Origin of the sequence: Gordonia sp. SL306 (assembly GCF_026625785.1) — a bacterium.
GTDB lineage: Bacteria > Actinomycetota > Actinomycetes > Mycobacteriales > Mycobacteriaceae > Gordonia.
This window is the reverse complement of record NZ_CP113063.1, coordinates 500138-526597: the sequence shown is the minus strand read 5'-3', so window position 1 is coordinate 526597 and position 26460 is coordinate 500138. Positions and strand designations below refer to the sequence as shown.

At 68.9% G+C, this 26460-nt stretch carries 27 protein-coding genes; 17 read left to right on the top strand and 10 right to left on the bottom strand.

Annotated features, from left to right (window positions below):
* The first annotated feature begins 7 nt into the window (after positions 1-7).
* Positions 8-529, top strand: a complete 522-nt coding sequence (locus OVA31_RS02485) for a hypothetical protein (protein WP_267629546.1) — start codon at positions 8-10, stop codon at positions 527-529.
* A gap of 148 nt (positions 530-677) precedes the next feature.
* Positions 678-2168, top strand: a complete 1491-nt coding sequence (locus OVA31_RS02480; RefSeq protein WP_267629545.1) for a sugar porter family MFS transporter — start codon at positions 678-680, stop codon at positions 2166-2168.
* A 16-nt stretch (positions 2169-2184) separates the two neighbouring features.
* Here OVA31_RS02480 and OVA31_RS02475 read toward each other — a convergent pair whose 3' ends face one another.
* The 4 genes from OVA31_RS02475 to OVA31_RS02460 form a co-directional block, all read right to left on the bottom strand.
* Positions 2185-2844 (bottom strand): lysoplasmalogenase, encoded by a 660-nt coding sequence (locus tag OVA31_RS02475; RefSeq protein ID WP_267629544.1) that lies wholly within the window; start codon positions 2842-2844, stop codon positions 2185-2187.
* 38 nt (positions 2845-2882) lie between these two features.
* The gene (locus tag OVA31_RS02470; RefSeq protein ID WP_267629543.1) at positions 2883-4097 is read right to left on the bottom strand and encodes a lipase family protein; all 1215 of its coding nucleotides are present in this window, start codon (positions 4095-4097) and stop codon (positions 2883-2885) included.
* 41 nt (positions 4098-4138) lie between these two features.
* On the bottom strand, positions 4139-4996 hold the full coding sequence (locus OVA31_RS02465) for a hypothetical protein (protein ID WP_267629542.1): 858 nt from the start codon (positions 4994-4996) through the stop codon (positions 4139-4141).
* Between the two features lie 275 nt (positions 4997-5271).
* Positions 5272-6096, bottom strand: coding sequence for a hypothetical protein (locus OVA31_RS02460; protein ID WP_267629541.1), 825 nt, complete (start codon positions 6094-6096; stop codon positions 5272-5274).
* Positions 6097-6483: 387 nt separating this feature from the next.
* Here OVA31_RS02460 and OVA31_RS02455 point away from each other — a divergent pair, with 387 nt between their 5' ends.
* From OVA31_RS02455 to OVA31_RS02435, 5 genes are read left to right on the top strand one after another with little or no spacing between them, the layout of a single operon-like run.
* Positions 6484-7452 carry a thiamine ABC transporter substrate-binding protein gene (locus OVA31_RS02455; protein WP_267631377.1) on the top strand — a complete coding sequence of 323 codons (969 nt, stop codon included), beginning with the start codon at positions 6484-6486 and terminating at the stop codon, positions 7450-7452.
* On the top strand, positions 7416-9056 hold the full coding sequence (locus OVA31_RS02450) for an ABC transporter permease (protein ID WP_267629540.1): 1641 nt from the start codon (positions 7416-7418) through the stop codon (positions 9054-9056). The genes OVA31_RS02455 and OVA31_RS02450 overlap by 37 nt, the downstream gene beginning before the upstream one ends.
* Position 9057: 1 nt before the next feature.
* Positions 9058-10074, top strand: a complete 1017-nt coding sequence (locus OVA31_RS02445) for an ABC transporter ATP-binding protein (RefSeq protein WP_267629539.1) — start codon at positions 9058-9060, stop codon at positions 10072-10074.
* Positions 10071-10493 (top strand): (deoxy)nucleoside triphosphate pyrophosphohydrolase, encoded by a 423-nt coding sequence (locus tag OVA31_RS02440; RefSeq protein ID WP_267629538.1) that lies wholly within the window; start codon positions 10071-10073, stop codon positions 10491-10493. Before OVA31_RS02445 ends, OVA31_RS02440 begins: the two co-directional genes overlap by 4 nt.
* On the top strand, positions 10493-11359 hold the full coding sequence (locus OVA31_RS02435) for an EamA family transporter (protein ID WP_267631376.1): 867 nt from the start codon (positions 10493-10495) through the stop codon (positions 11357-11359). The genes OVA31_RS02440 and OVA31_RS02435 overlap by 1 nt, the downstream gene beginning before the upstream one ends.
* An 18-nt stretch (positions 11360-11377) precedes the next feature.
* Here the strand turns inward: OVA31_RS02435 and OVA31_RS02430 are convergent, their stop codons facing one another.
* Entirely contained in the window at positions 11378-11554 is a 177-nt protein-coding gene (locus tag OVA31_RS02430; protein WP_203588625.1) for a hypothetical protein, read from the bottom strand.
* Between the two features lie 230 nt (positions 11555-11784).
* Here OVA31_RS02430 and typA point away from each other — a divergent pair, with 230 nt between their 5' ends.
* The 7 genes from typA to cofG all read left to right on the top strand — a co-directional run bounded on the left by typA (position 11785) and on the right by cofG (position 20861).
* Positions 11785-13695 (top strand): translational GTPase TypA, encoded by a 1911-nt coding sequence (gene typA / locus OVA31_RS02425; protein WP_267629537.1) that lies wholly within the window; start codon positions 11785-11787, stop codon positions 13693-13695.
* An 86-nt stretch (positions 13696-13781) separates the two neighbouring features.
* A complete protein-coding gene (locus tag OVA31_RS02420; RefSeq protein WP_420714188.1) occupies positions 13782-15659 on the top strand; it encodes an ABC transporter family substrate-binding protein in 1878 nt (625 codons plus the stop codon).
* Complete coding sequence (gene mshB, locus OVA31_RS02415) at positions 15656-16543, top strand: N-acetyl-1-D-myo-inositol-2-amino-2-deoxy-alpha-D-glucopyranoside deacetylase (protein ID WP_267629536.1); 888 nt, start codon at positions 15656-15658, stop codon at positions 16541-16543. The genes OVA31_RS02420 and mshB overlap by 4 nt, the downstream gene beginning before the upstream one ends.
* Positions 16543-16917: a facilitated glucose transporter gene (locus tag OVA31_RS02410; RefSeq protein WP_267629535.1), complete on the top strand. Its 375-nt coding sequence runs from the start codon at positions 16543-16545 to the stop codon at positions 16915-16917. The genes mshB and OVA31_RS02410 overlap by 1 nt, the downstream gene beginning before the upstream one ends.
* Positions 16918-16993: 76 nt before the next feature.
* On the top strand, positions 16994-18118 hold the full coding sequence (locus tag OVA31_RS02405) for an FO synthase (protein ID WP_267629534.1): 1125 nt from the start codon (positions 16994-16996) through the stop codon (positions 18116-18118).
* A complete protein-coding gene (locus tag OVA31_RS02400) occupies positions 18115-19620 on the top strand; it encodes a flavin-containing monooxygenase (protein ID WP_267629533.1) in 1506 nt (501 codons plus the stop codon). The genes OVA31_RS02405 and OVA31_RS02400 overlap by 4 nt, the downstream gene beginning before the upstream one ends.
* Complete coding sequence (gene cofG / locus OVA31_RS02395; RefSeq protein WP_267629532.1) at positions 19617-20861, top strand: 7,8-didemethyl-8-hydroxy-5-deazariboflavin synthase CofG; 1245 nt, start codon at positions 19617-19619, stop codon at positions 20859-20861. Before OVA31_RS02400 ends, cofG begins: the two co-directional genes overlap by 4 nt.
* 257 nt (positions 20862-21118) lie before the next feature.
* Here the strand turns inward: cofG and OVA31_RS02390 are convergent, their stop codons facing one another.
* Together OVA31_RS02390 and OVA31_RS02385 are read right to left on the bottom strand one after the other, a co-directional pair.
* Positions 21119-21496, bottom strand: a complete 378-nt coding sequence (locus tag OVA31_RS02390) for a rhodanese-like domain-containing protein (protein WP_267629531.1) — start codon at positions 21494-21496, stop codon at positions 21119-21121.
* A gap of 5 nt (positions 21497-21501) precedes the next feature.
* Positions 21502-22089 (bottom strand): cysteine dioxygenase, encoded by a 588-nt coding sequence (locus tag OVA31_RS02385; RefSeq protein WP_267629530.1) that lies wholly within the window; start codon positions 22087-22089, stop codon positions 21502-21504.
* A 388-nt stretch (positions 22090-22477) separates the two neighbouring features.
* Here OVA31_RS02385 and fdxA point away from each other — a divergent pair, with 388 nt between their 5' ends.
* Positions 22478-22804, top strand: a complete 327-nt coding sequence (gene fdxA, locus OVA31_RS02380) for a ferredoxin (RefSeq protein WP_164308994.1) — start codon at positions 22478-22480, stop codon at positions 22802-22804.
* A gap of 9 nt (positions 22805-22813) precedes the next feature.
* Positions 22814-23935 (top strand): succinyldiaminopimelate transaminase, encoded by a 1122-nt coding sequence (gene dapC, locus OVA31_RS02375; RefSeq protein WP_267629529.1) that lies wholly within the window; start codon positions 22814-22816, stop codon positions 23933-23935.
* Between the two features lie 34 nt (positions 23936-23969).
* Here dapC and dapD read toward each other — a convergent pair whose 3' ends face one another.
* Positions 23970-24935 carry a 2,3,4,5-tetrahydropyridine-2,6-dicarboxylate N-succinyltransferase gene (dapD, locus tag OVA31_RS02370; protein WP_267629528.1) on the bottom strand — a complete coding sequence of 322 codons (966 nt, stop codon included), beginning with the start codon at positions 24933-24935 and terminating at the stop codon, positions 23970-23972.
* A 38-nt stretch (positions 24936-24973) separates the two neighbouring features.
* Here dapD and OVA31_RS02365 point away from each other — a divergent pair, with 38 nt between their 5' ends.
* Positions 24974-25675, top strand: a complete 702-nt coding sequence (locus OVA31_RS02365; RefSeq protein WP_267629527.1) for a helix-turn-helix transcriptional regulator — start codon at positions 24974-24976, stop codon at positions 25673-25675.
* A 1-nt stretch (position 25676) separates the two neighbouring features.
* On the opposite strand, the gene OVA31_RS02360 is transcribed toward OVA31_RS02365, so the two are convergent.
* Together OVA31_RS02360 and OVA31_RS02355 are read right to left on the bottom strand one after the other, a co-directional pair.
* Complete coding sequence (locus OVA31_RS02360) at positions 25677-26084, bottom strand: VOC family protein (protein WP_267629526.1); 408 nt, start codon at positions 26082-26084, stop codon at positions 25677-25679.
* A gap of 85 nt (positions 26085-26169) precedes the next feature.
* Positions 26170-26457, bottom strand: coding sequence for a zinc-ribbon domain-containing protein (locus tag OVA31_RS02355; RefSeq protein WP_267629525.1), 288 nt, complete (start codon positions 26455-26457; stop codon positions 26170-26172).
* Positions 26458-26460 lie beyond the last annotated feature (3 nt).

The following is a 26460-nucleotide window of genomic DNA, read 5'->3' as shown; positions in this document are numbered from 1 at the left end:
TCGGCCCATGGGGTTCGGTGGGAGGGGACGTCGGTCGATCGGGCGGCGAGCAGTCGGGGCGGTGGCCGTCGCGCTGTTGGCGGCATGCGCGCTGACCGCGGGGACCGGAGCCGCGCAGGCGATCCCCGAGTACACCGAACCGAACCTTGTCACCACACTGCGTTGTGACAGTCCCAATCCGTTGCCGGGGTCGCCGATCCCGGTCCGCGTCGACGTGTTCAACGGCATCCCATTCCCTGCCGACGGGCTTCCGGGGCCGGCCATATCGCTGATCGCATCCAATCGGGCGCAGCCGTCGCCGCTCCTCGACTACACCGTCGAGACCCGGGTCGACTGGCGCAATCTCGCGAGCGGCCGGACCGGATCGGTGACGGTGCCGAGCCGGGCCCGGGTGGTGACCTGGCAGGTGGACCTGCACCCCGGACGAGGACCCGTGGTGTTCCGGATCCATCAGAAGGTCGGGCTCATGGCGTTCGTTCCGATGGTGAACGCGCGAAACTCGACCTGCGCAGGCCGCGCGTCGGCCTGACACCGGCGTGGTTCCCGGCTTCCGATACCGAATCTTGACCCCACGCACTGCGCGGAAATCCCGCGGAACACGGCGTTTCGGCTAGTAGCCTGGCAAACGCATACCTCCGCCGGTCATTCGGTGGGACTCGACGATGAGGACACGGCATATGTCGCAAGAGCATCATCAGGAGATCGCCGAGCAGCACACGGCGAAGGTCATCGGCGTCACGGTGGCCGCGGCGGTCGGCGGATTCCTGTTCGGTTTCGACAGTTCGGTGGTCAATGGCGCCGTCGACTCGATCCAGGACACCTTCGGTCTCGGCGCCCTCTTCACCGGCTTCGCGGTCGCCATCGCGCTCCTCGGTTGTGCTCTCGGTGCGTGGTTCGCTGGGCGGCTGGCCGACGTCTGGGGCCGCAAGCGCGTGATGCTCCTCGGTTCGGCGCTGTTCGTCATCTCGGCGATCGGGACCGCGTACACCCAGACCGTCTGGGATCTCCTGCTGTGGCGCGTCCTCGGTGGCATCGGCATCGGTATCGCGTCGGTGATCGCACCGGCCTACATCTCCGAGATCGCGCCGGCCCGCTATCGAGGCGCCCTGGCATCCATGCAGCAGTTGGCGATCACGCTGGGCATCTTCGCCGCCCTCCTCTCGGACACGTTGCTGCAGGACGCGGCAGGCGATCCACTGAACGTGCTGTGGTGGGGTCTCGAGGCATGGCGCTGGATGTTCCTCGTCGGCGTGGTGCCCGCGGTGATCTACGGTCTGCTCGCGCTGATGATCCCGGAGTCGCCGCGGTACCTGGTGGGCCGCAACCGCGACGAGGAGGCGGCCCGCATCTTGCAGGAGGTGACGGGCGAGCCCAATCCGCTCGAGCGGGTCCGGGAAATCAAGATCACGGTGAAACGCGAGGCCCGCACGTCTCTGGCTGACATCCGCGGTCCATCGTTCGGGTTGCACCCACTGGTGTGGGTGGGTATCTGGATCGCGATCTTCCAGCAGTTCGTGGGCATCAACGCGATCTTCTACTACTCGACGACACTGTGGAAGTCGGTCGGTTTCGACACCGATCAGGCGTTCACCACGTCGGTCATCACGTCGGCGATCAACGTGGGCATGACCTTTGTCGCGATCCTGTTCGTGGACCGGCTCGGCCGCCGCAGATTGTTGCTCATCGGATCCGTCGGCATGTTCATCGGATTGCTGATGGCGTGTATCGCCTTCACCCAGGCGATGACCACGGTGAAGGACGGCGTCGCCGAGGTCACGCTGTCCGACGAGTGGGGCGTGGTCGCCCTGATCGGTGCCAACCTCTTCGTCGTCTTCTTCGCGGCGACCTGGGGTCCGGTGATGTGGGTGATGCTCGGCGAGATGTTCCCCAATCGCATCCGCGGTGTGGCCCTCGGTGTCTGCACGGCCGCGAACTGGCTGGCGAACTTCACGATCTCGATGCTTTTCCCGCAGGTCAGCAAGGTGCTGGGGCTCGGATGGGTCTACGGCTTCTTCGCGTTCTGTGCCGCCGCGTCGTTCTTCTACGTCAGGTCGAAGGTGCAGGAGACCAAGGGGCTGGAACTCGAGGACATGGACGGCGTGGCCGCCACGAGATTGTCGGAGTTCGAGGCGGTTCGGTCGGCGAAGGGCCCGCACCAGTCCCAATGACCGCCCGGGCCGACGATCACCCGTCGGATTCGGACAGGCTCGTCACGAGCAGCCATTGTGCTGCGAAATAGCTTGCGAGCACCCAGGCTTCGGCCACCGCGGCGAGACGTTCGTCGCGGATCAGATGCCGGCGGTTGATGATCGTGAGGTCGGACGCGAGGAACAGCCAGCCGCCCGTGCGCAGCCTGGGTTGTGGGCGTTCGGCCGCCCCGGCCGTCGACGACATCAGCGCGAGGGTGTTGCCGTAGCCGCCCAGGACCGGGAGGAGCTGTGGTCGGCGCAGCGCCATCACCGTTGCGGATTCGCCCAGGATCGCGGTCCGAAGGAGCAGTCCGGCCGGTCGTGGCCGCGCGCCCCTGCGCCACATGATGCCGGTCAGGCACAACTGGGCGCCGGCGAACAGTGACGCGCCGATCTGGAGTCGGCGGTCCTTGTCCGACGGTTCGTCGGTGAACTCCTCGAGCAACATGGCCCGGTCGCCTGCGGCCGAGAATGCCAGTGCGCCTGCGAGAAGCGCGTTGTCGACGCCACTGCGCCGTCGTGCTCCGCGCGCCGCGTGGACGGCCAGGACGAGCAGCGGCAGAGGTTTGGTGATCTCCGCGGCCCGCCGCCGGTGCAGGGCGCCGGTAACGGTCGCGGCCGCGCCTGCCGCCAGATACGGGACTGTCGGCCCCATCCTCTGCGCGAGTCGCCGAGACCGGACTCGCGCCCGGCTCACCGATTCGCCAACCGGGATACGAACCACCGGATGTCGTTGTCGGACAAGGCATCGGACTGTTGCTGATTGACCGCGAGATACGTGCGCGCGGTGACCCGGCGATCCGCCGCCCGGGCGTCGTTCAGATATCGGAGCGAGAGGGGCACGATGACATTCTGATCGAACAGACTCTGCGTCATCATCACCGGGCGGGTGAAGCCCTTGATGGGGATCATGTGGGTGCGCGAGACGGCCTCGATCAGTTCGCGATTCTCCGACAGCGGGGTGCGGAACAACGAACCCAACGTCTGACCGGCGAACTCGCGCGTGAGGTCGTCGGCGCAGACCCGGGCGGCACGATCGAGCCAACCGACCCCGGCATCGGTCAGGTACGGATCGAGTCGCACCGACGGCTGGGCGTTGCGGATCGCACTGAGGGTGAACAGGACGTCGGCCGCGACACCGGTCGGCATCGAGGTGGTCGACGGTCCGAGACTGCCGATCAGGGTGTCGAACTCGACCGGGATCGAGGAGGCCGCCGAACCGCGATAGTCCAGGGTCGGTCCCTGGATACGGGTAGCTTGCCGCGCGAGCTCGATCGCGGCCCCGGCGCCCTGCCCCTCACCGACCACCGCCCAACGCCGGGCCAGCCCCGAGGCGACGTCTCGGCTTGCGCGCACCGCGTCGACGATGTTGCTCGCGGTGGTGTCGGTGTCGAAGTACTCGGGAGTGCCCCGGGTGCCGAGGCCTGCGTAGTCGGGCACCACGACCGCATAGCCGCGGTCGAGCCAGCGTCCCATCTCGTCCCGGTCGGCCTTGGTGGGCTGGTTCGACGGGGCGCACTGGTCGGCGATGCCGCGACTGCCATGCGCCCAGACGACGATGGGCCATCCGCCCTTGGGTGCCCGGCCGCCCGGGACCTGCACGATGCTCGTGGACAGCCGTGGGGTGCGGTCGGTGCCGGTCGTCCAGTAGGTGAACGAGTCGCCGGAACCGGCCCCGCGGGCCAGGCTCTTGGTGGGCAGGTCGCGATTGGTGAAGACCGTGCCGGGCGCCGACCCGGCCGGTGCGGCATGGGCCGGGACGGCTTGCGCGACACCGCCGATCACCGTGGCGACCATCAGTGACGTGATCATTCTCGGCAGCGCCGATCGGAACGCCGATCGGCGGGGGATCGGCTGTCCGGGCCCGCGGGGGTGCGAGCCGGTCGGTGCGGATATGCGATTGGGCATCGTGGTCAGGGTCTCGTCGTCGGCTCGGGTCGGGTGACGGCTCAGGCGTCGATCACGCCGACTGCGGGCAGGAAGTAGCAGGTGCGGTTGCCGTTCTGGGCGGTGCCGTACACCGCTGACAGAATCGTCCCCTTGCCGGTCTTGACCGGTGCGAGACGGACACCGGACAGCAGCGGCAGTGCCTTCAGGATCGGCGCGTTCGAGATCGGCTTGAGGTCGGCGAATCCGCCCTGCAGGGTGGAGGTGTTGAACCATGCGACCTGCATCGCGCCGGCGTTTCCGCCGGAGGTCGCGGCCGGCACGAACGCGTAGGCGGTCTGACCGTTGTCGACGAGGTTGAGCTTCGGCAGCGTGATGCCGAGGAGTTGCTCGAGGGGCGCGAGGGGTTCCTGTGCCAACGGCCACGGGCCTGCGACCGCCCCGGCGCCTGCGGTGACGAGGCCGAGCGGGTTGTCGGCGGTCGGATCGGTGCAGAAGGGCGCGACCGACGGGCTCAACGGCTGGATACCAAGGCTGCGCAGGAGCAGCAGGGGATCGGCTGCGACGGGCGTGGCCGCGCCCCGATCCGCGACGGGCACGCCCGTGGCACGTGCGGCGACCTGTTCCGACGACATCTGGCCGACGCTGGTCATGATGGCCTGGGCGGCCTCGAGTGCCATGCGGTCCACGCCGGCGTCCCGGAGCATCCGGACGGCTGCGGCGAGCTCGCTGTCGAAGGGGATCGCAGGCAGGGTCATCGTGTTGTCGCCGACGAGAGGCTCGGCGGTGGCGGTCCCGGGTGCGGCAAGCCCAGGCGCACACAGTGCGGTGGCGGCCGCTGCGGCCACACCGAGGACGCCTGCGCGCAGACGGAACGACAAGCGACGAGTGCCCGCGGTGCGCTTCGAGGTGGCGACCATGATGTTTCTCTCCTTCATCGACCGATACACCCGCACGGCGATTGCCTGTTACGGGTGGGACGAATGTTGCTCAAGTTAAAAGAGAGCACGAAGAGTGTCGAATATTCAAGTCGTGAGGCCGTCTTGTGACATCGTCGCGACCGATAGGCAACCGTGGCGCCGCCCGAACGATCCGCGCAGGTCACGCGGCTGTGGCGCGCATCACAGCTGGAACCTGGCCCAAACGACGACACCCCCGGTCGTGGGGACCGGGGGTGTCGTCGAGTCGGAACGGATCAGACGATGCCGATGCCGATCGTGGGGACGATCCCGCAGGAGATGACCTTCCCCTTGGTCTTGGTCGTCACGTCGCCGTAGATCGTCGACACGATCCGGCCCTTGCCGGTCGGCGCGATGCCCGTGAACGTGCCCGGGCCGTCGGTCGCGTTGATCTTCGGGTTGCGCTTGAGCTGCACCTGTCCCGAGCGGCCGGTGTCGATGTTCAGCCAGGTCACCCAGAGCTTGCGCGCGGAGCTGTTGATCGCGGGTCCGGTGCCGAGGCTGGTGTAGACGTAGCCGGCCTGTCCCTTCTTCGGTCCCGGTGCCGGGGCCTGCTGAGGTCCGGCGGTCATCAGGGCGCGGCCCAACGAGTTGCCCGACGTCAGGCTCGCGTTCGGCATGCAGCCGATGCCGATGGTCGGGTAGAGGAACTCCTGGATCTTCGGAGCGCCCGGGCCCTTGGGGATCTCCGGATCACCGGGCTTGCGCTCGGCGGCCTTGTGCTGACGGATCAGTGCGGCCCGTCCCGGCTCGCCGAGGAAGTCGACCACGTCCTGCCAGATGTCCTTGGCGCGGGGCGGCAGGCCGGGCGTCGCGGCGAGGGCCTTGGCCTGGCTGATCAGTTGCGGGTTGATCTTGCCGTCCGGGCCCTTGGTGGTGACCGCGCCGATGATCGCCGGCGCGAACGCGCTCATCGAATCGAGTGTGCGCTGGTCGACCTTCGGGGCCGGCGCCTTCGGTGCGGCCTGCGCGACCGCGGGCATGGCCAGCGAGGTCGCGGCGGCGACGCTCATCGCGGCGACCGCGACCCGGCGGACAGTGCTGGTCGATGGTCGGTTCATGCGGTGGGAACGCAGGCTCTGGAGTACAGGCAAACGCACTGTTTCCGGTCCAATCGGTCGTCGGTGTGCGCCGGTGGAGGTCGCACACTCCGCTGTCAGTGACTCGGACGCCGGAATGGCGTCGCGCGTCATTCTATGCACGCCCCGGTGGCGGGCACTGTCCAGGGAGCCTAACGCCGGTCTGTGTGACTCCTGTGATTATTGATTCAATTGTTACTCATGTGACGCTGCGGCCACCGGTCGTGCCGGCGAGATGCACCTGGTTAGATCGAGCATGTGGGGAGACGACGCGCGAAGGATGCCCGAGACATCGCGACCGATGCGCGCCGACACGTCGGAGCGTTGCGAACCATCACCCTGGCAGTCGTGGCAGCGGTCGCCGCAACCATGCTGGCCGCGTGCGGTGACGATGCGGAGCAGGGCGCCGAGGTCACCCTACTGACGCACGACTCGTTCGAGCTGCCCGACTCGGTGTTCGACGCCTTCCGTCGGGAGACCGGACTGACACTCAAGGTGGTCAAATCCGGTGACGCGGGTCAGCTGGCGTCGACCGTGTCGCTGACACCGGGGTCGCCCAAGGCGGACGCCGTCTTCGGCATCGACAACACCTTTGCCTCCCGGCCCATCCAGGCGGGAGCGCTCGAGCCGTACGCGTCGCCGCTGGCCGCCAACGGCGCAGCCGACTTCGCCATCCCGGATTCGAACAACGAGCTGACGGCCGTCGACCGCGGCGATGTCTGCCTCAACGTCGATGAATCCTGGTACTCGTCCCGAGGCGAGGAACCGCCGAAGAGCCTTCGCGACCTCCGCGATCCGAAATACGCGTCGGAGTCGGTGCTGCTCGATCCGGGGACGTCGTCACCAGGGATGTCGTTTCTCCTCAGCACCGTCGGGGCCTTCGCGAACGGGTGGCAGGACTACTGGAAGACCGTGACCGCGGGTGGCGCGAGCATTGTGTCGGGCTGGGAGATCGCCTACAACCAGAAGTTCAGTGCGGGCGAGGGCAAGGGCGACAAGCCGATCGTGTTGTCCTACGCGTCGTCGCCTGCCGCCACCCCGGGCACCTCGGCATTGCTCGACAGCTGCTTCCGGCAGGTCGAGTACATCGGCGTCCTCAAGGGCACCGAGAACCCCTCGGGGGCGCGCAAACTGGTCGACTTCATGCTCGGCCCGGATGTGCAGGCCGCGCTGCCGTCGGCGATGTATGTCTATCCCGTCCAGAAGGGCACGCCGCTCCCGGACGGCTGGCAACAGCGGGCACCCGTGCCGCCGTGGACGGTGAGCCTTCCGCCCGCCTACATCGCGCAGAATCGTGAGAAGTGGCTCGAGCAGTGGCGCGAGGCCGTCGGGCGGTGACCGCGGGCCGAGTGGGTGGACTCGCCCTGCGGGTCGTGCCGGCGGCATTCATCCTGATCTTGTTCATCTGGCCGCTGGGCGCACTCGTCCGGCGGGCGATCGACAGCGGATCCGATGTGGGGGTCGGTGAGCTCCTCCGGCGCACGCACGCCCTGAACCTGTTGGGGTTCACCCTCTGGCAGGCCGCCGCGTCCACCGTGCTGGCACTTGTGGTGGCGGCGCCGATGGTGTGGCTGGTGGCCAGGGTGCGCATCCCGGGATCGGCGCTGCTGATGGTGATCGTGACCGTGCCCTTCGTGCTTCCCACGGTGGTCGTCGGGGTTGCGTTCCGGGCATTGCTCGACGGGCCACTCGCGTTCGCGCACGTCGGCTCCGGGCTGTGGCCGATCCTGCTCGCCCATGCGTTCCTCAACGTCGCCGTCGTCGCGCGGGTCGTCGGCGCGGCGTGGCGATCACTGGACACGCGACAGGCCGAGGCGGCGCAGACCCTGGGGGCCGGGCGAGTCCGTGCCTTCCTGACCGTCGTCGCGCCTCGCTTGATGCCGGCCGTCGGCGCGGCGGCGGCACTGGTGTTCCTGTTCTGCTCCACCAGCTTCGGCGTGATCGTGGTCCTCGGCAACGGTGAGATCCGGACGTTGGAGACCGAGATCTACACCCAGGCGATCGGCTACTTCCGGATCCCGGAGGCGGTGGCACTGTCGATGGTGCAGATCGTCGTGGTGGTCGCGGCGCTGCTGCTGACGCGGGTGTTCACCGACCCCGCCGGATCGGGTGCGGGTGCCCGCCCGACGGAGACCCGATTCCGGCCGCACGGCAGGGGATGGCTGCCGGTTCTGGCGGCGGTCGCCTGGACCGTGGTGGTCCTGGTCGGGCCGATTGCGGTTCTCGCGCTCCGGTCGGTGCGTCCGGGCGCAGACGGCGCCTGGACACTCGACGGATACCGATCCCTGACCGAGTCGGTCAACGGCGTAACACCCCTCGACACCTTGCGGTACTCGCTGGTCACAGCCGCATTGGCGATGGCGATCGCGCTGGTGGTGGGACTGCTGGCCGCGGTCGCGATGCATCGCTCCCACGGCGTGTGGGCGGCGACCGGCAACGTCGTCGCGACAATCCCCCTGGGCGTCAGCGCGGTGACCCTGGGTTTCGGATACCTCATCGTGCTGGCGGCGCTGCCCGCCGACGTCGCATCGTCGGGACTGGTGATCCCGTGCGTGCAGGCCCTGATAGCCATCCCGGTGGTGGTGCGGATCGCGCTGCCCGCCCTGTCGTCGGTGCCCGGCAGGCTGCGGGAGGCCGCGGCGACCCTGGGTGCCGGGCCGGTGCGGGTGTTCCTCACCGTCGACCTCCCGCTCATCGGGCGTGCGCTCTGTGCCGCAGGCGGTTTCGCATTCGTGATGGCGCTCGGCGAGTTCGGGGCCACGAGCTTCCTGGCCCGCGCGGACACGACCACGCTGCCGGTGCTGATCGGATCGGCCCTGAACCGGCCCGGCGCCGACAACCTGGCGACGGCGATGGCGGCCTCGATGCTGCTCGTCGCGGTGACGACCTTGGCGGTCGTCGTGGTCGAAGCGCTGCGGCCGAGGACGGGAGCGCTGCTCTGACATGCTGCAGATCGAGGGTGTCGGGGTCAGGTACGGATCGACCGTGGTCTTGGACGGCCTGAGTTGGACGGTGGGCACGTCGGGTTCGGTGGTGACCGCCCTGCTCGGCCCGTCGGGCTGCGGAAAGTCGACCCTGATCCGTGCGGTCGCGGGTCTGGAACCGTTGAGCCACGGGCGAATTCGGTTCGACGGCGACGACCTGTCCGAGCTGCCGGCGCATCGCCGCGACTTCGGGGTGGTGTTCCAGGATGGACAGCTGTTCCCCGGTCGGACCGTCGCGTCCAACATCGCCTACGGGTTGCGGATGCGACGCTGGTCGCGTGCGGCGATCCGGACCCGGGTGGCGGAGATGCTGGATCTGGTGCGGCTGCCCGATTTCGCCGAGCGCGGCGTCGATGAGCTGTCCGGTGGTCAGGCCCAGCGCGTCGCGCTCGCACGGGCGCTGGCGCCACGACCGCGGCTGCTGTTGCTCGACGAGCCCCTCGCGGCCCTCGATCGGCTGCTCCGGGATCAGCTGGCCATCGAGATCGCCGAGATCGTCCGCGATGCGGCAACGCCAACCGTCGTGGTGACCCACGATCACAACGAGGCCGCGTTGATGGCCGACACGATCTCGGTGATGCGCGCAGGTGAACTGGTGCAAACCGATGTGCCCGAACATCTCTGGAGCAGCCCCGTCGACGAGTGGACCGCCCGGTTCCTGGGGGTGACGACGGTGATCGAGGCGGAGTTCGCCGACGGGTCCGCGCAGACCCCCCTCGGGCCCGTCGGCCTCGCCGTTCCAGACGGTCACCGACGGCTGGGGCTGCGGGCCGAGTCGATGCGGGCGGTCCGGGCCGGTTCGGACGACGATGTCGTCGGTGTGGTCGCGGCGGTCGCCGATCTGCCCACCGGCCGCCGGCTGCGCGTGGTCACCGACGTCGGCGAGGTCGACTCGGTGGCCTCCGAGCGGGTCGCGGTGGGCGATCGGGTGGGCCTGCGGATCGTCGCCGAGCGGGTCGCGGTGATCGGCTCGTGAGCGAGCCGGTGGGCGCCGGGCGCCGGCTGGTGGTCGCCGGCGCGATCCTGGATGCGGGTCGTCGTCGCGTGCTGCTCGCGCAGCGGCGATACCCGGTCGAGGTCGCCGGGCGGTGGGAACTGCCCGGCGGCAAGGCGGAGCCGGGGGAGAGCGCCGAGACCGCCTTGCGCCGTGAACTCATGGAGGAACTCGGGGTCGAGGTCTCGGTGGGCGACGCCCTGCGCGAAACGGTGGATCTGCCGGCCGGTCTCACCCTGATGGCGCTGTGGGCACACATCGTCGCCGGAACCCCACATCCGGCCGAGCACCGGGAGCTGCGCTGGGTGGATGCGGCCGCACTGAGCGGGCTGACCCACGACGATCAGTTGGTGCCCGCCGACACCGCCTGGGTTCCCGAACTCCTCGCCGAACTCGAATGATGCGCGGGTCGGGCACCCGGGTGACCGCCCCGGCGCTGATGATCGTCGGCGCGGTCTCGATGTATCTCGGTGCGGCGATCGCCGTCGACCTGTTCGACACGTTGTCGCCCGGCGCGGTGGCCTGGCTGCGCATCGCCGGCGCGGCGCTCGTGCTGGTGGCCTGGGTGCGCCCCGGGCGGGCTGCGTGGCGGCCGCGGCGTCGCGTCCTGGCGGCCGCCTTCGGGCTCATCACAGCCGCGATGAACATCGCCTTCTACGAGGCGCTCGACCGACTGCCGCTGGGCACCACGGTTGCGCTCGAATTCCTGGGCCCGGTCGCGGTCGCGGCGCTCGGCTCGCGCACGCGCCGCGACGTGCTCGCACTGGGACTCGCGGTGGTCGGGGTGCTGCTCATCGCGGATGTCCGATGGGAGGGCACCGCGGTCGGGGTGCTACTGGCGCTGGTGGCCGCGGCCTGCTGGGCGGGTTACATCGTGCTGGGCAAGCGGGTCGCGCAGCGGGGGCGCGGCATGGAGGATCTGGCGACCGGTTTCGTCGTCGCCGCGATCGTCACATCGCCCCTCGCCCTGCTGCTCGGCCCGGCTTTCGCCGGCGACGCGCCGACCGTGCGGTTACTGCTGCTCGGACTCGGTCTCGGGCTCGCGTCGACGGCCGTTCCCTATGCGCTCGACCAGGTGGTGTTGCGGCAGGTGGGCCGCGCCCGGTTCGCGATTCTGCTGGCCCTGCTGCCGGTGGCCGCCTCGATCGTCGGGGTGGTGGTGCTGCAACAGATCCCGACACCGGTGGAGGCCGTCGGCATCGTCGCGGTGGCCGCGGCGGTCGCGGTCCGGTCGGCCGACGACGAGGAGTCGCCGCCGGCGGCGTGATGCGTGGAGCAAGCCCGATCAGGCGGCGCGGGCCTTCTTGAGCGCCTTGCCCAGCTGCTTCTTGGACAGCTGCGAGTTGTCGAGCTTGCGCATCCGGTGGATCACCACCGGGCAGCGGACACACCGCGTGGACTTCCGGCAACACTTCTTCTTGGCCTTGAGATCGCACACTTCTGCCGGCTTCACCTTGCCCATAGCGGGACGTTAGCATGCCCTAACTTCGGGCTGTCCGCGTGATGTGATCACCGTCTCAGGCGGTCGACCGATACCCTGTACAGGTTGACCTGTCCGCTGGCTATCGCCGGGTACCGGCCGGCCATGCCGCCACGCTTCCCCGCCGCCCGCCGCGCCGGGAGTGAGCGAGCGGGACATATCGACCCCACAAGCCCAGACCTCGAGTACGAACCGCAGTGAAAGAGAGCTCAGTGAGCGCTGTCCACAAATTCCGCAACGTCGCGATCGTCGCGCACGTCGACCACGGCAAGACCACCCTGGTCGACGCGATGCTGCGCCAGTCCGGCGTCTTCGGCGAACGCGCCGAGCTCGTCGACCGCGTGATGGATTCCGGTGACCTCGAACGCGAGAAGGGCATCACCATTCTCGCCAAGAACACCGCGGTCCACCGTCGCCAGCCCGACGGCACCGAGGTCATCATCAACGTCATCGACACCCCCGGCCACGCCGACTTCGGTGGTGAGGTCGAGCGCGGCCTGTCCATGGTCGACGGCGTGGTGCTGCTCGTCGACGCCTCCGAGGGGCCGCTGCCGCAGACGCGCTTCGTGCTGCGCAAGGCGCTGGCCGCCTCGCTGCCGGTCATCGTCCTCGTGAACAAGACCGACCGCCCGGACGCGCGGATCCAGGAGGTCGTCGACGAGACGCAGGACCTGCTGCTCGACCTCGCCTCGGATCTCGATGACGAGGCGGCCGCGGCCGCCGAGCTCGTCCTCGACCTGCCGATCCTGTACGCCTCGGGGCGCGCCGGGATCGCCAGCACCGAGAAGCCCGCCGACGGCGAGGTGCCGTCGGGGGAGAACCTCGACCCGTTCTTCGACGTGCTCCTCGAGCACGTGCCGCCGCCCAAGGGTGACCCCGACGCCCCGTTGCAGGCCCATGTCACCAACCTCGACGCCTCGGCGTTCCTGGGTCGCCTCGCACTCGTTCGCATCCACAACGGGACGCTGCGCAAGGGGCAGCAGATCTCGTGGTGCCGGGAGGTCGACGGCGAACCCGTGATCGAGCGGGCCAAGATCACCGAACTGCTCGCCACCATCGGTGTGGACCGGGCACCGGCCGAGTCGGCGGACGCCGGCGACATCGTCGCGGTCGCGGGCATGCCGGAGATCATGATCGGCGACACGCTCGCCGACCTGGAGAACCCGCAGCCGCTGCCGCGGATCACCGTCGACGAGCCGGCCATCTCGGTCACCATCGGCACCAACTCCTCGCCGCTCGCCGGCCGCGTGTCCGGTCACAAGCTGACCGCGCGGATGGTCAAGTCGCGTCTGGACGCCGAGCTGGTCGGCAACGTGTCGTTGCGGGTCCTCGACATCGGCCGTCCGGATGCCTGGGAGGTGCAGGGCCGCGGCGAGCTGGCGCTGGCCATCCTCGTCGAGCAGATGCGTCGTGAGGGCTTCGAGCTGACGGTCGGCAAGCCGCAGGTGGTCACCCGCAAGGTCGACGGCAAGGTGCAGGAGCCGTTCGAGCATCTGACCATCGACGTCCCCGAGGAGTACCTCGGTGCGGTCACCCAGTTGCTCGCCGCCCGCAAGGGCCGCATGGAGCAGATGAACAACCACGGCACCGGGTGGGTCCGGATGGAGTTCATCGTCCCGTCGCGCGGCCTGATCGGCTTCCGTACCGACTTCCTCACCGAGACTCGCGGCACCGGCATCGCCAACGCCGTGTTCGACGGTTACGACTCCTGGGCGGGCGAGATCCGGGCCCGGCACACCGGGTCCCTGGTCAGCGACCGCACCGGCAGCGTCACGCCGTTCGCGATGATCCAGCTTGCCGATCGCGGCACGTTCTTCGTCGAGCCGGGTGCCGACACCTACGAGGGCATGGTCGTCGGGATCAATCCGCGCGCCGAGGATCTCGACATCAACGTCACCCGCGAGAAGAAGCTGACCAACATGCGTCAGTCGTCGGCCGACGTGATGGAAACACTGGCCAAGCCGATGCAACTCGACCTCGAGGGCGCGATGGAGTTCTGCGCCGCCGACGAGTGCGTGGAGGTGACGCCCGAGGTGACCCGGGTGCGTAAGGTTCACCTCGACGCGTCCACTCGCGCCCGCGAACGCTCACGGGCGAAGTCGCGCGATCAGGCGGCGGGATAAGGCAAGGCCGAGTGCCCGGACGATGTGCGCCGGGCACCCATGACGTGGGGGTAGTGCTGGTGAGTCGTTGGCAGCTGAGATCGTCGGTGCGCGCCACCTGTCGTCACGGCCGATTGCCTGCGCTGCTCGCGGCCATCGTCGTGGTGGGTGCGGCGTGCTCGGCCAATCCGCCGCCACCGGTACGTGAGACGGCGCCGCCCGCGACCCCGACCGAATATCCGACCGAGAAGACGGTCTACATCGCGACCGACTCCGTGGGTGGCGGGTTCAACCCGCACCTCGGTGCCGATCAGGGGACGGTCACCACGGCGATCGCCGCGATGACGCTTCCGAGTGCGTTCCAGCCGGTCAACACCCCGGCAGGGGTCGTGTGGGAGCGCCAGAACGCGCTGATCACCTCGGCCGCCGTCACCTCGACAGAGCCGTTCACCGTCACCTATCACATCCAGACCGACGCGCAATGGTCCGACGGCCTCCCGGTGACCGGCGACGATTTCTCGTACCTCTGGCAGCAGATGTCGCGGCAACCCAACGTCGTCGCGCCTGCAGGCTATCGCCTGATCGACTCGGTGCAGTCGCGGGCAGGCGGCAAGGAGGTGGCGGTGACGTTCGCGCGGCCGTATCCGGCATGGCGTGAACTCTTCACGGACCTGCTGCCGAGCCACGTCCTACGCGGCGCGCCCGCGGGGTTCCAGACCGGGATGGACAGCGGGAAGCCCGTCTCGGCCGGTCCGTATTCGGTTGTGTCCATCGACCAGACCCGCGACGAGGTGCGGCTGGTCCGCAACGACCGGTACTGGATGAAGCCACCGTCGTTGGATCAGGTGGTGCTGCGGCGGGCCGGCACGGCGTCGCAGATGGTCGAGACCGTGCGATCGGGTGATTCGTCGATCGTCAACCTCAGCACCGGGCCGGCGACCACCGCAGAACTCGCCGCGGTGCCGGGGGTGCAGACGCAGCGCAACCCGACGTCGCGGGCCCTGTCGATCGGCGTGAACGCCCGGACGTCGGCGATGCGTTCGTTGCAGGTGCGCCAGGCGGTGCTCGGCATGGTCGATCCGGGTCTGGTCTCTCTCGCCGGCGCGGGCGAGGACATCGTGACGCCATACGCCAACACCGTTTTCGCCCCGACGGACCGCGGCTACTTCCCGGTCGACCGGGCCCGACCATCGGCGGGTGCGATCACCGGTCTGCTGGCCGACGCCGGCTACCAACGTGCCGAGGGAGACAGCGCCACCCCGACCGCAGGCACGCCGAGTACCACGGGGACGTCCTCACCGAGTACGTCCTCACCGGGCGCCGCTGCGCCGAGTCCGTCTCAGGCGTCCGGCGCGAACCCCGACACCCAACCGTTGCCGGAGGGTGTCGCGCCCTACCGCAAGGACGGTCAGGACCTCGCCGTCCGGGTCGGTGCGATCAGCGGTGACCCGCGATCCACGTCCGCGGCGGCCAACATCGTCGATCAGTTGCGCGGCCAGGGTGTGCGCGCGTCCGTCGTCGCCCTGCCCAACAACGAGCTGTACGGCGTCGCATTGACCAACGCCCGGGTGGACCTGGTCGTCGGCTGGACCGGACTCGGGGTGCCGCCTGCGGCATCCCTGGCGTCGCAGGTCGATTGCGATCAGCCGAAGCCGGGCACCGCGCCGTCGCTCTCGACGCCGCCGACGCCGACCAGTGTGGCCCCCGGAGAGACCAGCGCCGGTCCCGGCGACAGCTATGCCAGCAACATCTCGGGCGTGTGTGACCCGGCGCTGATCGCGCTGGCGCGTGGCGCGTTGTCGGCGGCCGACCCCATCCCGCAACTGACCGAGGCCGAGCCGCTGCTGGCCGCGCAGGCGGTCTACCTGCCGCTTTATCAGGACAGCACGCTCGTCGGCCGGACCGGTCAGGTCAAGAACGTGCCGCTGTCGGGGCCGATCCAGGTGGGGATCTACGGCGACGCGGTGTCCTGGGAGCTGTCGTGACGCCACCCGCGGATCGGCGGCTGCTGTTGTTGCACGCGCATCCCGACGACGAATCGATCATGACCGGCGGCACCATTGCCCGCTATCTCGCCGAGGGCGTCGACGTACGCGTCCTGACCTTCACCCTCGGTGAGGAGGGCGAGGTGATCGGTGAGGAGTGGTCGCAGCTGGCCGCCGATGGTGGCGCCGACCAACTGGGCGGTTACCGCATCCTCGAACTCACCCGGGCCCTCGCCGCGCTCACCCCGGCGGGTCGCGCACCGTTGCGCCCGCGGTTCCTCGGCGGCGCGGGACATTGGCGCGATTCGGGGATGGCCGGTGCCCCGTCGGCCGACCATCCGCGCGCCCTCGTCCGTGCGCCGTTCGACGACCTGGTGGCCGCACTCGTCGCCGAGATCGTGGATTTCGCGCCGCAGGTGATCGTGACCTATGACGACGCGGGGACCTACGGTCACCCCGACCACAAACTGGTCCATGCGACGACGGCCGCGGCAGTGCCACAGGCCGCCGAACGTCTCGGTGGCGCGTACCTCAAGGTGTACGAGTCGGTGACCGAGCGGTCCGCGCTGGCAGCCGGTCTCACCGCGGCATCCGGTCGCGTCCCGGAGGCCTGGCGCATGCCAGAGGCCGATGAGCTGCCGAGCTATCCGGACGAGACGATCACCACCGAGATCGATGTCCGTCCGCAGTTGCACCTGAAGGCGGCGGCACTGGCGGCACATGCCACGCAGGTGACCGTCGCCGGGTCCGGCACCGAGTACGCACTGTCCAACAACATCGTGCAGCCCATCCTCGACCGTGAGCACTTCGTCCGGACGGCAGGCCACCCCGGTGAGGGTGTGGGGCCGGGCCGTGAGATCGATCTGTTCGCCGGGGTCGTCTGATGCGATGGTCCGACCGGGTCCTGCTGGCCTTCCTCGTCATCGACGGGTTCGTGGTCGGCGTGATGTCCGTGGCGTTCGCATATGTGCGATTCGGTGGCATCGCCATCCCGGTGGCCGCGGTACTCGCCGGGATCGTGAACTCCGTCCTGCTCTGGCTCGCCTCGACCTACACCGACGGTCCGGTGCGCTACTTTCCGTTGCTGGCGTGGCTCCTCGCCCTGGTGATCGGTGCGCTGCCCGGTCCGGGAGGCGACGTCGAGCTGCTGCCCGACGGGGTGCTGATGCTGCCCACCCTGGCGCTGCTCGCCATCGGGGCGGGCCTGCCTGCCGTCGTCGCGTGGTCGGGGCGGTTGCCGACACCCGATGACGTCTGACCACGTCACCATGGGCGTACCGCGGCCCGGATCGCCGCGACGTCGGGGCCGCGCCGCGTGCGGTTACAGTGAGGGAATGGTCCTGCGGGAGTGGGCTCGGGACGCGCACGCCGCGGTGGACGAAGCCCGGGAAGCATTGCGTCACGTCGCCGACGATCCGGCATCGCTGACCGACGACGAGTGGGTCGCCCTGCTCGGCGCGTCGGGGCCGGAACTCGAGGCACTGTGTGCGCTCGCCGACGCCGCGCGTCGTGAGGTGACCGATCCCGACACGGTGACCTTCGTGGTCAATCGCAACCTCGACACCGCGGTGGTCGCTGCCGGACGTGCGGACGTACCGGCGGTCGAGGCGTTGGTCGACGAGGCGTGGCGGCTCGGGGCCACGGAGATCTGTATGCAGGGGCCGGTTCCCGCCGACGCCCCGCCCGATGAGTATCTGCGTCTCGTCGAACGCATCCATGGTGCGGCGCCGGATCTGCACCTGCATGCATTCCGCCCGCCCGAGGTACGCGATGCGGCGAATCGGATGGGCGTGCCGATCGCCGATTTCCTGCGGGCCGCGCGCGATGCAGGCCTCGGGTCGGTGCCCGGCACCGCCGCGCAGATCCTCGACAACGAGGTCCGGTCTCGTCTCGCGGGTGGTGGCGCACCGGCGGTGGAGGAATGGATCGAGGTCATCGAGGCCGCGCACGGGGTCGGTCTGTTCTCCACGGCCACCATGCTCTACGGCCATGTCGAGACGCCGCGGCACCAGGTCGCGCACCTTCGGCTGCTCACCGAGATCCAGAGCCGTACTGCCGGTTTCAGCGAGTTGATCGTCATGCCCATGCTGCCCGCGAATGCCGGACCACACTTGTCCGGGATCGCGACCACCAGCGTGTCCGAACGTGAGACCCGCGCCGTCCACGCCGTCGCCCGGCTGCTCACCCTCGGCCGGTTCGACCATCTGCAGGTGGCGTGGACGAAACTGGACCGCGATGTGGTGGAGCAGGTGTTGCGCGGCGGCGTCGACGACATCGGTGGCCTCCTGCTCGACGGCGAGCTGATGCCGGCGGCAGGTCAGGAGGCCGGTCGGGTCCTCGATGTCGACGACCTCGTCGACATCGCGGCACGCGTCGGCCGCGCGCCGCGCCAACGCACCACCGCCCATACCGATCCGCCCGCCGACCGTCTCGTGTCCATCCCGCAGGTGCGTCCATGACCACCCCCGACCCCGCCACGCCCACCTCGGTGGACGTCGCGATCGTCGGCGCCGGATTTGCCGGGATCGGTATGGCGACGCAGTTGGCAAGACGCGCAACGGAATCCTTCGTGGTTCTCGAGCGCGCCGATGCGGTCGGTGGCACCTGGCGCGACAACACCTATCCCGGGATCGCCTGCGACATCCCGGCACATCTGTACTCGTTCTCGTTCCGTCCGCCGACCGACTGGGCGACCCTGTACCCGCGTGGGGCCGACATCCAGCGGTACCTCCAGCGCACTGTCGACGACGAGGGCCTCGCGCCCCACATACGTCTGGGTTGTGAACTGCGGCAAGCCCGGTGGGACGACGACGGCGCATACTGGTCCTTGAGTACCGGGTCGGGACCGATCCGTGCCCGGGTGCTGGTGATGGCCGTCGGTCGCCTGTCCGAGCCGCACCTACCCGATGTCGAGGGTCTCGAATCATTCACCGGCACAGTCGTTCACACGGCGTCCTGGCGTGAGGACCTGCTCTCCGGAGGAGAGCGGATCGGAGTGGTCGGCACGGGCGCGTCGGCGGTCCAGGTGATCCCGCACCTTGCCGAGAACGCCGAAGAACTGGTGGTCTTCTCGCGGACGCCTCCCTATGTGGTCCCGCGTGAGGATCGTCGACTCTCGGACTCCGAACGAGCCGAGCTGCAGATACCGGAGAACGCTCAGGCGCTTCGTGAACGACTGCTCCACGACGCCGACAAGGGTTTCCGCCAGCGCCTCGGCCTCCATCCCGACATCGACGACATCCGGGACCGCGCGCTCGGACATCTGAACCGCCAGATCGGCAGCCCGACGTTGCGGGCCGACCTCACGCCCGAGTACGAGATCGGTTGCAAGCGAATACTGCTGAGCGACGACTTCTACCCGGCGTTGGAGCGCCCGAACGTGGTGTTCGAGTCGAGTGCGCTGGATTCGGTGGTCGAGTGCAAGGCGCGTGCCGTCAGCGGCAACACCTACGATCTGGACGTTCTCGTGATGGCCACCGGGTTCGAGGCGACCAGACCGCCTGCCGCGACGCGTATCCGCGGACGCGGCGGCCGGGTACTCGCCGACCACTGGTCCGACGGCATGGTCTCCTACGCCTCCACCACGGTCAGTGGGTTCCCGAACATGTTCGTCCTCGACGGCCCCAACGCGGCACTCGGGCACAACTCCGCCATCTACATGATCGAGACCCAGCTCGACTACGTGGTGGGCGCACTGGACTTCCTGGCGCACAACGGAAGTCGTTCGCTGGAGGTCACCGCGCAGGCCGAGGCGGAGTACACCCGGGAAATCGACGAGCGCAGCGCGGCCACGGTGTGGTTGACCGGCTGCGAGAGCTGGTACGTCGACCCGAGAAGCGGGCGGCTCACACTGCTGTGGCCGGGTACCGCGGTGTCGTTCCGGGAACGCAACGGCACCTTCGACCCGCAACCGTATCTGACCGAAACCCGATCCCAGGACAGAGGAGGTCCGTCACGATGACCGACGCGGGAGCCACGTCGACCGCCCTGGCGGCGGCGCGATCCGGAGAACCGATCGACCTCGAACAGGCGACCACGTTGCTGGCGTGCGCCGGCGACGACCTGCTCGAGCTGCAGGAGATCGCGGGCCGCATCCGCGACACGGGCCTCGCGGCGATCGGCCGCGAACGTCAGATCACCTACTCGCGCAAGGTGTTCATCCCGCTCACCCGACTGTGTCGTGATCGCTGCCATTACTGCACGTTCGTCACGGTGCCGGGAAAACTGGCCCGCGAGGGACACGGGATGTACCTCGACCTCGACGAGGTCGTCGACATCGCACGCAAGGGCGCCGAACTCGGTTGCAAGGAGGCGTTGTTCACCCTCGGTGATCGTCCCGAGGAGCGTTGGACGCAGGCGGGCGAATGGCTCGCGGCGCGCGGGTACAGCTCGACACTGGATTATGTGCGTGCCGCGGCGGTGGCAGTCCTCGAGGACACCGGGCTGTTGCCGCACCTCAATCCCGGTGTCATGAGTGTCGAGGAGATGCGCCGGCTGCGGCCGGTCGCGCCGTCGATGGGGATGATGCTCGAGACCACGTCGCGCCGCCTGTTCACCGAGAAGGGTCAGCCGCACTACGGGAGTCCGGACAAGGACCCGCTCGTGCGCCTGCAGGTGCTGCGCGACGCCGGTGCCGTCCGCGTCCCGTTCACCACCGGCATCCTGGTCGGTATCGGCGAGACTCTCACCGAGCGTGCCGAATCCATCCTCGCGATGGCCGACATCCATCGGGCCCACGGTCACATCCAGGAAGTGATCGTGCAGAACTTCCGGGCCAAGCCGGATACCGCGATGCGGGGTACTCCCGACGCGGCGATGACCGAGTTCCTCGCGGCGGTCGCGGTGGCACGGATCGTGTTGGGCCCGGAGATGCGCGTCCAGGCACCGCCGAATCTGGTGTCATCGGAGGAGTGCGCTGCCCTGATCGCCTCGGGCATCGACGACTGGGGTGGGGTGTCGCCGCTGACCCCCGATCATGTGAATCCCGAGCGTCCGTGGCCGAATCTCGAAGTGCTGGCGCAGATCACCGCTGCGGCGGGTCACACCCTCACCGAACGCATCACCGCTCAGCCGCCGTATGTCCTCGGCGACGGCTGGATCGACCCGTCACTCGCCGAGCACGTCGCCGCCGTCGCCGACCCCGCCACGGGTCTCGCCGCCGAGGTGACCCCACGTGGTCGTCCCTGGCCGGCCGTCGCCTGACCTGCCGACCGGGCTGACCGGTTCCGCAGCCTCCCGTCCCGCCGATCGTGCGCAGTTTCGCGTCGATCGTGCGCACAATCCCATCGATCGTGCGCGATGAGGTTGTCGGGAGACGGTCTGTTCCGTGGCCGCGCACGATCGGCGCGATTCTGTACCCGATCGGCGGAGTCGTGTACCCGGTCGGCGCAGCAATGCGCACAGTCGGCGCGAAACTGCGCACGATCGGCGAAGGTGGGGACGGGGAATGGGGTGAGGGGTCAGGCCGTCCCGCGTACGTCGACGGCCCGCAGTGCCTCCCACCCGCCGACGACGTCGGTGGCGCGGTGCAGGCCGAGTTGTTGCAGAGCGGCGGCGGCGAGGCTGGACGTGAATCCCTGCGAGCACAACACGATCCATCGCACATCGTGATCGACCGCTTCGGCCACCCGCGCGTCGCTGGCCGGATCGCATCGCCACTCGAGCACGTTGCGTTCGATGACGAGTGCACCGGGCGCCTCACCCTCGACAGCGCGCTGGGCCGCGGGGCGGATGTCGACGAGTACGCCGCCGTGCTCGATCTCGTCGGCCACCTCGGTCGGAGCGAGCCGTTCGAGCCGTTCACGGGCATCGAGCAGCAGATCGTCGATCGTCGGCATGTCGGTCACTCCGGTTGGTCGGTGAGTTCGGTTCGCGTCCGTCGCAAGGTGGCGTGATCGGTCACAGCGTAGAACGACATCGCGGTCAGGGGCGGTGAATAGGCGTGCACGCTCAGTGTGGGCGTGACCGTGTCGAGGGGAATGTCGTCGACGGCGTCGTCGGAGCGGATCGCGAGTGCGTCGTGCCGCTGCACGTCGTGGACCCACCCGAGCGGGAACGCGGCCTGGTCGCCCGAATCGAGGATGCGCAGGGCCAATTCGTTCCCGATCCAGCGGTACTCGCGCAATGAACCCGAGAGCACCGTGAGCGCTCCGAGCGAACCGGCGTGATCGTGGAGTTCGGTCGAACGGTCCGGCGTCCAACTGATGAGCCAGAGGTCGAGGTCGTCGGTCGCCTCCAGGCGGGCAGCCCACCGTTCGACCGGATCCCAGCGGTCGGGGAGGAGGTGATCGTAGGCGCCGTCGAGGACGTCGGCGACACCCTGATCGGTGATGCGCAGCAGATCGGCGGGGCGCAGTCGTGTCGGCAGGTTGGCCGAGCGCGCATGCGCGGGTTCGAAGCGGGGATCGGGGCGGCGTAACGTCGTGGTCATCGTGGTCTCCGAGTCGAAGGATGAGGGCCGGGCGGTCAGTTTCGACAGCCCGGACACATCCCGTGCGGGACGTCGCCGTCGCGTTCGTACTCGGTCACGTGCACAACAGTCGCGCGGAGCAGCGACGACGTCGAGGGTTGGACGCGCGTTGATCGCAACATCTCGGCCGGATGTGATCCCGGTTACTCCCAGGTCGTGAGCATGGGGCGGGTGTCGAGGGGCCGCGCCCGCGACGGATACGATTGACGGTGGACTCTCTTGCGACCGGCCCTCGACGGCCTGGCCAGGCGGTCCGCAATGCGGTGCGTCCAGCCCACGTGCCGTTCGACGATGAGTCTGCCGCACGTGCGATCGTCGTCGACCCGAGTTTGCAGCGAAGGAGAGTGTGGTGACCTACATCATCGCGGAGCCTTGCGTGGATGTCCTGGACAGGGCCTGCGTCGAGGAATGCCCGGTGGACTGCATCTACGAGGGCGGTCGGATGCTCTACATCCAGCCCGACGAGTGCGTTGACTGTGGCGCCTGTGAGCCGGTGTGTCCGGTCGAGGCGATCTTCTACGAGGATGATGTGCCCGACGAGTGGGAGCCGTACGTCAGTGCGAATGCCGACTTCTTCGACGATCTCGGGTCGCCGGGTGGCGCGAGCAAGGTGGGCAAGACCGACCACGATGCCGCGTTCATCAAGGGTCTGCCCCCGATGAACGAAGAGGAATGACCTGACGCGGTGACTACGTCCGGATTCACGACACGACGACGCGTCAGCGGCCTTCTCCCTGACTTCCCCTGGGACACCATCGGTGATGCCCGGGCGCGTGCTGCCGGGCATCCCGACGGCATCGTCGACTTGTCTGTCGGCACGCCGGTCGACCCCGTCGATCCGGTCATCCGCTGGGCGCTGGCGTCGGCGTCGGAGTTTCCCGGCTACCCGACGACGGTCGGCATCACCGAACTGCGCGAGGCGGCGGTGTCCGCGATGGACCGCCGCTATGGGGTGACCGGCCTCGACGAATCCGGCGTCCTACCGGTCATCGGGACCAAGGAAGCGATCGCCGGCATCGTGTCGACCCTCGGCATCGGCGCAGGCGACGTGGTCGTGATCCCGGAAGTCGCTTATCCCACATACGAAGTCGGTGCCATCCTGGCGGGGGCGACACCGGTGCGCGCGGACTCGACCATCCAATTGGGGCCGACGTCGCCGGCGCTCGTCTTCCTCAACTCGCCGTCGAACCCGACCGGCAAGGTGCTCGGGGTCGAGCACCTGCGGAAGATGATCGGCTGGGCCCGCGAGCGCGGTGCGATCGTCGTGTCCGATGAGTGCTATCTCGGGCTCGCATGGGAGTCGGAGGCGTACTCGATTCTCGATCCGCGGGTCAGCGACGGCGACCACACGGGCCTGATCGCCGTGCACTCGCTGTCCAAGGTCTCGAATCTCGCGTCCTACCGCGCCGGATTCCTCGCGGGGGATCGCGCTCTGATCGCCGAGTTGCTCGCGGTCCGTAAACATGCCGGGCTGATCGTGCCGTTCCCGATCCAGGGCGCGATGGTCGCGGCCCTCGACGACGACACGCATGTGCAGGCGCAGCGGGAGCGCTACCGGTCGCGCCGGGAAAAGCTCGCTGCCGCGGTGCGGGCCGCCGGCTTCCGGATCGACCATTCCGAGGCGGGTCTCTACCTGTGGGCGACCCGCGATGAGGACAGCAGAGTCACCCTGGAGTGGCTCGCCGATCGGGGCATCTTGGTGGCGCCCGGCGACTTCTACGGTCCAGCCGGAAACCAGCACGTCCGGATGGCACTGACCGCCACCGACGAACGGATCGCCGCGGCCGCCGCACGTCTGACGGCCTGACCCGACGAGCGGTCGGATCAGGCCGTGCCGAACGTCAGTTCTTGTGCAGGGCCTCGTTGAGGGCGATTCCGTCGCCCTTCCACGGCACCACCTCGACCGCGCCGGTGAGACTGTTGCGGCGGAACAGCAGATTCGACTGCCCGGCGAGTTCGCGTGCCTTGACCGATGAACCGTCCGGTCCGGTGACCTTGGTTCCCGCGGTGACGTAGAGACCGGCCTCGACGACGCAGTCGTCGCCGAGCGGGATGCCGCAACCGGAGTTCGCGCCGAGGAGGCACCGTTTGCCGAGCGCGATGATCTCCTTGCCGCCACCGGACAGTGTGCCCATGGTGGAGGCGCCGCCGCCGATGTCGGAGCCGTCGCCGACGACCACGCCCGCCGAGATCCGGCCCTCGACCATCGAGGAGCCGAGCGTGCCGGCGTTGTAGTTCACGAAGCCCTCGTGCATCACGGTGGTGCCGGGTGCGAGGTGGGCACCCAGGCGGACACGATCGGCGTCACCGATGCGCACGCCGCCGGGCAGCACGTAGTCGACCATCCGCGGGAACTTGTCGACGCTGTAGACGGTGACGTGGCCGCGCGAGCGCAAGCGAGAGCGCGTGGACTCGAAACCTTCGATGGGGCAGGGCCCGAAATTGGTCCACACGACGTTGCTCAGGAGACCGAAGATACCCTCGAGGTTCGTGCCGTGCGGCGTCACCAGCCGGTGGGAGAGCAGATGTAGCCGCAGGTACACGTCATACGCGTCGACCGGTGCCGACGAGAGGTCGGTGATCGAGGTGCGCACGGCGATGGTCTTGACGCCGCGGGAGTTGTCGGTGCCGACCAGATCGCGAAGCGAAGACGGGACGTCGTCGCCGTCGAGGACGACGGTGTCCGACGTCGCCGGGCTGTCGAGTTCCGGTTCGGGGAACCACACGTCGAGGACCACTCCCGGGTCAGCGGATCCGCCGTTGGTCACGGTGGCAATGCCGGTTGCGTAAGCGCCATTCGTCGTCACGGGACGACAGCCTACCGGGATGGGGAATACTCGGATTCGTGACCGCCTCGATGACCGCAGGCAGGCGGGCGGGCCCGCCCGCCGGGACGGTGTGGCGTGCGCGGCACCCGGCCGGGGAGTCGACGATCCTGCCAGACGGCTGCATGGACCTCATCTGGACCGGACGGCGAGTGTTGGTGGCCGGACCGGACACCGGTCCGTACCGGTACCGCGCCGACAGTGCGGAGTCGATGGTGGGTCTGCGCCTCCCACCGGGTGTGGCACCCGGCGTCCTGGGCCATCCGGCCGAGCGACTGCGTGACCGACGTGTCGATCTCGCCGACCTCTGGTCGGATACCGAGGCGGACCGCTGGTGCTCGCTGCTGTCCGAGGCCGACGATCCCGCGGCGGTTCTCGACGACATCGCGCGCACCAGGATGTGGGATGCCCCGGCCTGGCTCGCCCCGGCTGCCGCCGATCTCGCCGCCGGCGTGCGGGTCGGTGAGTGCGCGGAACGATTCGGGATGACCGTCCGTACGTTTCACCGGCACTCGTCGAGGTTCTACGGATACGGACCCAAGACGTTGCAGCGCATCCTCCGGATGCGCGCCGCACTCGGCGACCTGGCCGCCGGGCGTGATCTGACGGCGTCGGCGTACCGCCACGGGTACGCCGACGAGCCGCACATGCATCGGGAGTTCGTCGAACTGACCGGACGGGGTCCGTCGACGTTTCTGCGCACCACCGACGTGCGTGCGTGAATCAGGCCAGCGGGCAATAGAAATCGACGGGGTTGCCGTCGGGATCGAGGACCACCGCGTACCGCTGACCCCAGAACGCGTCGAACGGCTCACGCTGAGACACGTGGCCGGCCTCGACGAGACGCGCGTACTGGGAGTCGACCTGATCGGGTGACGCGCACTCGAAGGCGAGTGCCATCCGGTGGCCCCCCGATGGCTCAGTCCACTGCGGGGTGAAGGATTCGACCACCTCACGGGTGTCGAAGAGGATGCGAACGCTACCGGCCGTTGCCTCGGCATGCGGCTCCTGCTCGGCGCCTGCCGGGATGTCCAGGCCGCAGAGCCGGTAGAAGGCGAGGGCGGCGGACATGTCCGCGGTCACGATCGACAGGGCGTTCAATGTCGGAGGTGCAGGCTTGTCGGAGATCATGTCGCCGACGGTACTGCGCGGACCCCGCCCGGTCTTGAACGTTTCGGACAGCTCGGCGGTGTCTGTGCGTTCAGGGTCTTTCCGCTCAGCGTGGCATCTGCGCCGACGGCGCGGGACCGGCCATCTGGGGCTGTGCGTGGGCGTCGGCGACGAAGCGGTCTGCGTTCTCCCGGGAGACCCCGCAGGCGTTGCCGCAGTATGCGCAGTGGATGGAGTAGGCGCCGTGGCCCATCGGGAAGATCGGCAGGAAGAACAGGGTGAACCATGTCCTGGTGCGGAACAGGCGTTGTGCGGCATGTGCCCGGCAGAACGCGCAGTGGAAATACAGCACCGCGAGCAGGGCCGAGGTCTGTCGTCCGCCGAAGATGATCATGGG

Excerpts from the sequence above, each read along its gene's own strand:
- OVA31_RS02485 (WP_267629546.1), top strand. The coding sequence starts at position 8 with ATGGGGTTCGGTGGGAGGGGACGTCGGTCGATCGGGCGGCGAGCAGTC.
- OVA31_RS02480 (WP_267629545.1), top strand. The coding sequence starts at position 678 with ATGTCGCAAGAGCATCATCAGGAGATCGCCGAGCAGCACACGGCGAAG.
- OVA31_RS02475 (WP_267629544.1), bottom strand. The coding sequence starts at position 2,844 with ATGGGGCCGACAGTCCCGTATCTGGCGGCAGGCGCGGCCGCGACCGTT.
- OVA31_RS02470 (WP_267629543.1), bottom strand. The coding sequence starts at position 4,097 with ATGCCCAATCGCATATCCGCACCGACCGGCTCGCACCCCCGCGGGCCC.
- OVA31_RS02465 (WP_267629542.1), bottom strand. The coding sequence starts at position 4,996 with ATGGTCGCCACCTCGAAGCGCACCGCGGGCACTCGTCGCTTGTCGTTC.
- OVA31_RS02460 (WP_267629541.1), bottom strand. The coding sequence starts at position 6,096 with ATGAACCGACCATCGACCAGCACTGTCCGCCGGGTCGCGGTCGCCGCG.
- OVA31_RS02455 (WP_267631377.1), top strand. The coding sequence starts at position 6,484 with ATGCTGGCCGCGTGCGGTGACGATGCGGAGCAGGGCGCCGAGGTCACC.
- OVA31_RS02445 (WP_267629539.1), top strand. The coding sequence starts at position 9,058 with ATGCTGCAGATCGAGGGTGTCGGGGTCAGGTACGGATCGACCGTGGTC.
- OVA31_RS02435 (WP_267631376.1), top strand. The coding sequence starts at position 10,493 with ATGCGCGGGTCGGGCACCCGGGTGACCGCCCCGGCGCTGATGATCGTC.
- OVA31_RS02430 (WP_203588625.1), bottom strand. The coding sequence starts at position 11,554 with ATGGGCAAGGTGAAGCCGGCAGAAGTGTGCGATCTCAAGGCCAAGAAG.
- OVA31_RS02410 (WP_267629535.1), top strand. The coding sequence starts at position 16,543 with ATGCGATGGTCCGACCGGGTCCTGCTGGCCTTCCTCGTCATCGACGGG.
- OVA31_RS02405 (WP_267629534.1), top strand. The coding sequence starts at position 16,994 with ATGGTCCTGCGGGAGTGGGCTCGGGACGCGCACGCCGCGGTGGACGAA.
- OVA31_RS02400 (WP_267629533.1), top strand. The coding sequence starts at position 18,115 with ATGACCACCCCCGACCCCGCCACGCCCACCTCGGTGGACGTCGCGATC.
- cofG (WP_267629532.1), top strand. The coding sequence starts at position 19,617 with ATGACCGACGCGGGAGCCACGTCGACCGCCCTGGCGGCGGCGCGATCC.
- OVA31_RS02390 (WP_267629531.1), bottom strand. The coding sequence starts at position 21,496 with ATGCCGACGATCGACGATCTGCTGCTCGATGCCCGTGAACGGCTCGAA.
- OVA31_RS02385 (WP_267629530.1), bottom strand. The coding sequence starts at position 22,089 with ATGACCACGACGTTACGCCGCCCCGATCCCCGCTTCGAACCCGCGCAT.
- OVA31_RS02360 (WP_267629526.1), bottom strand. The coding sequence starts at position 26,084 with ATGATCTCCGACAAGCCTGCACCTCCGACATTGAACGCCCTGTCGATC.
- OVA31_RS02355 (WP_267629525.1), bottom strand. The coding sequence starts at position 26,457 with ATGATCATCTTCGGCGGACGACAGACCTCGGCCCTGCTCGCGGTGCTG.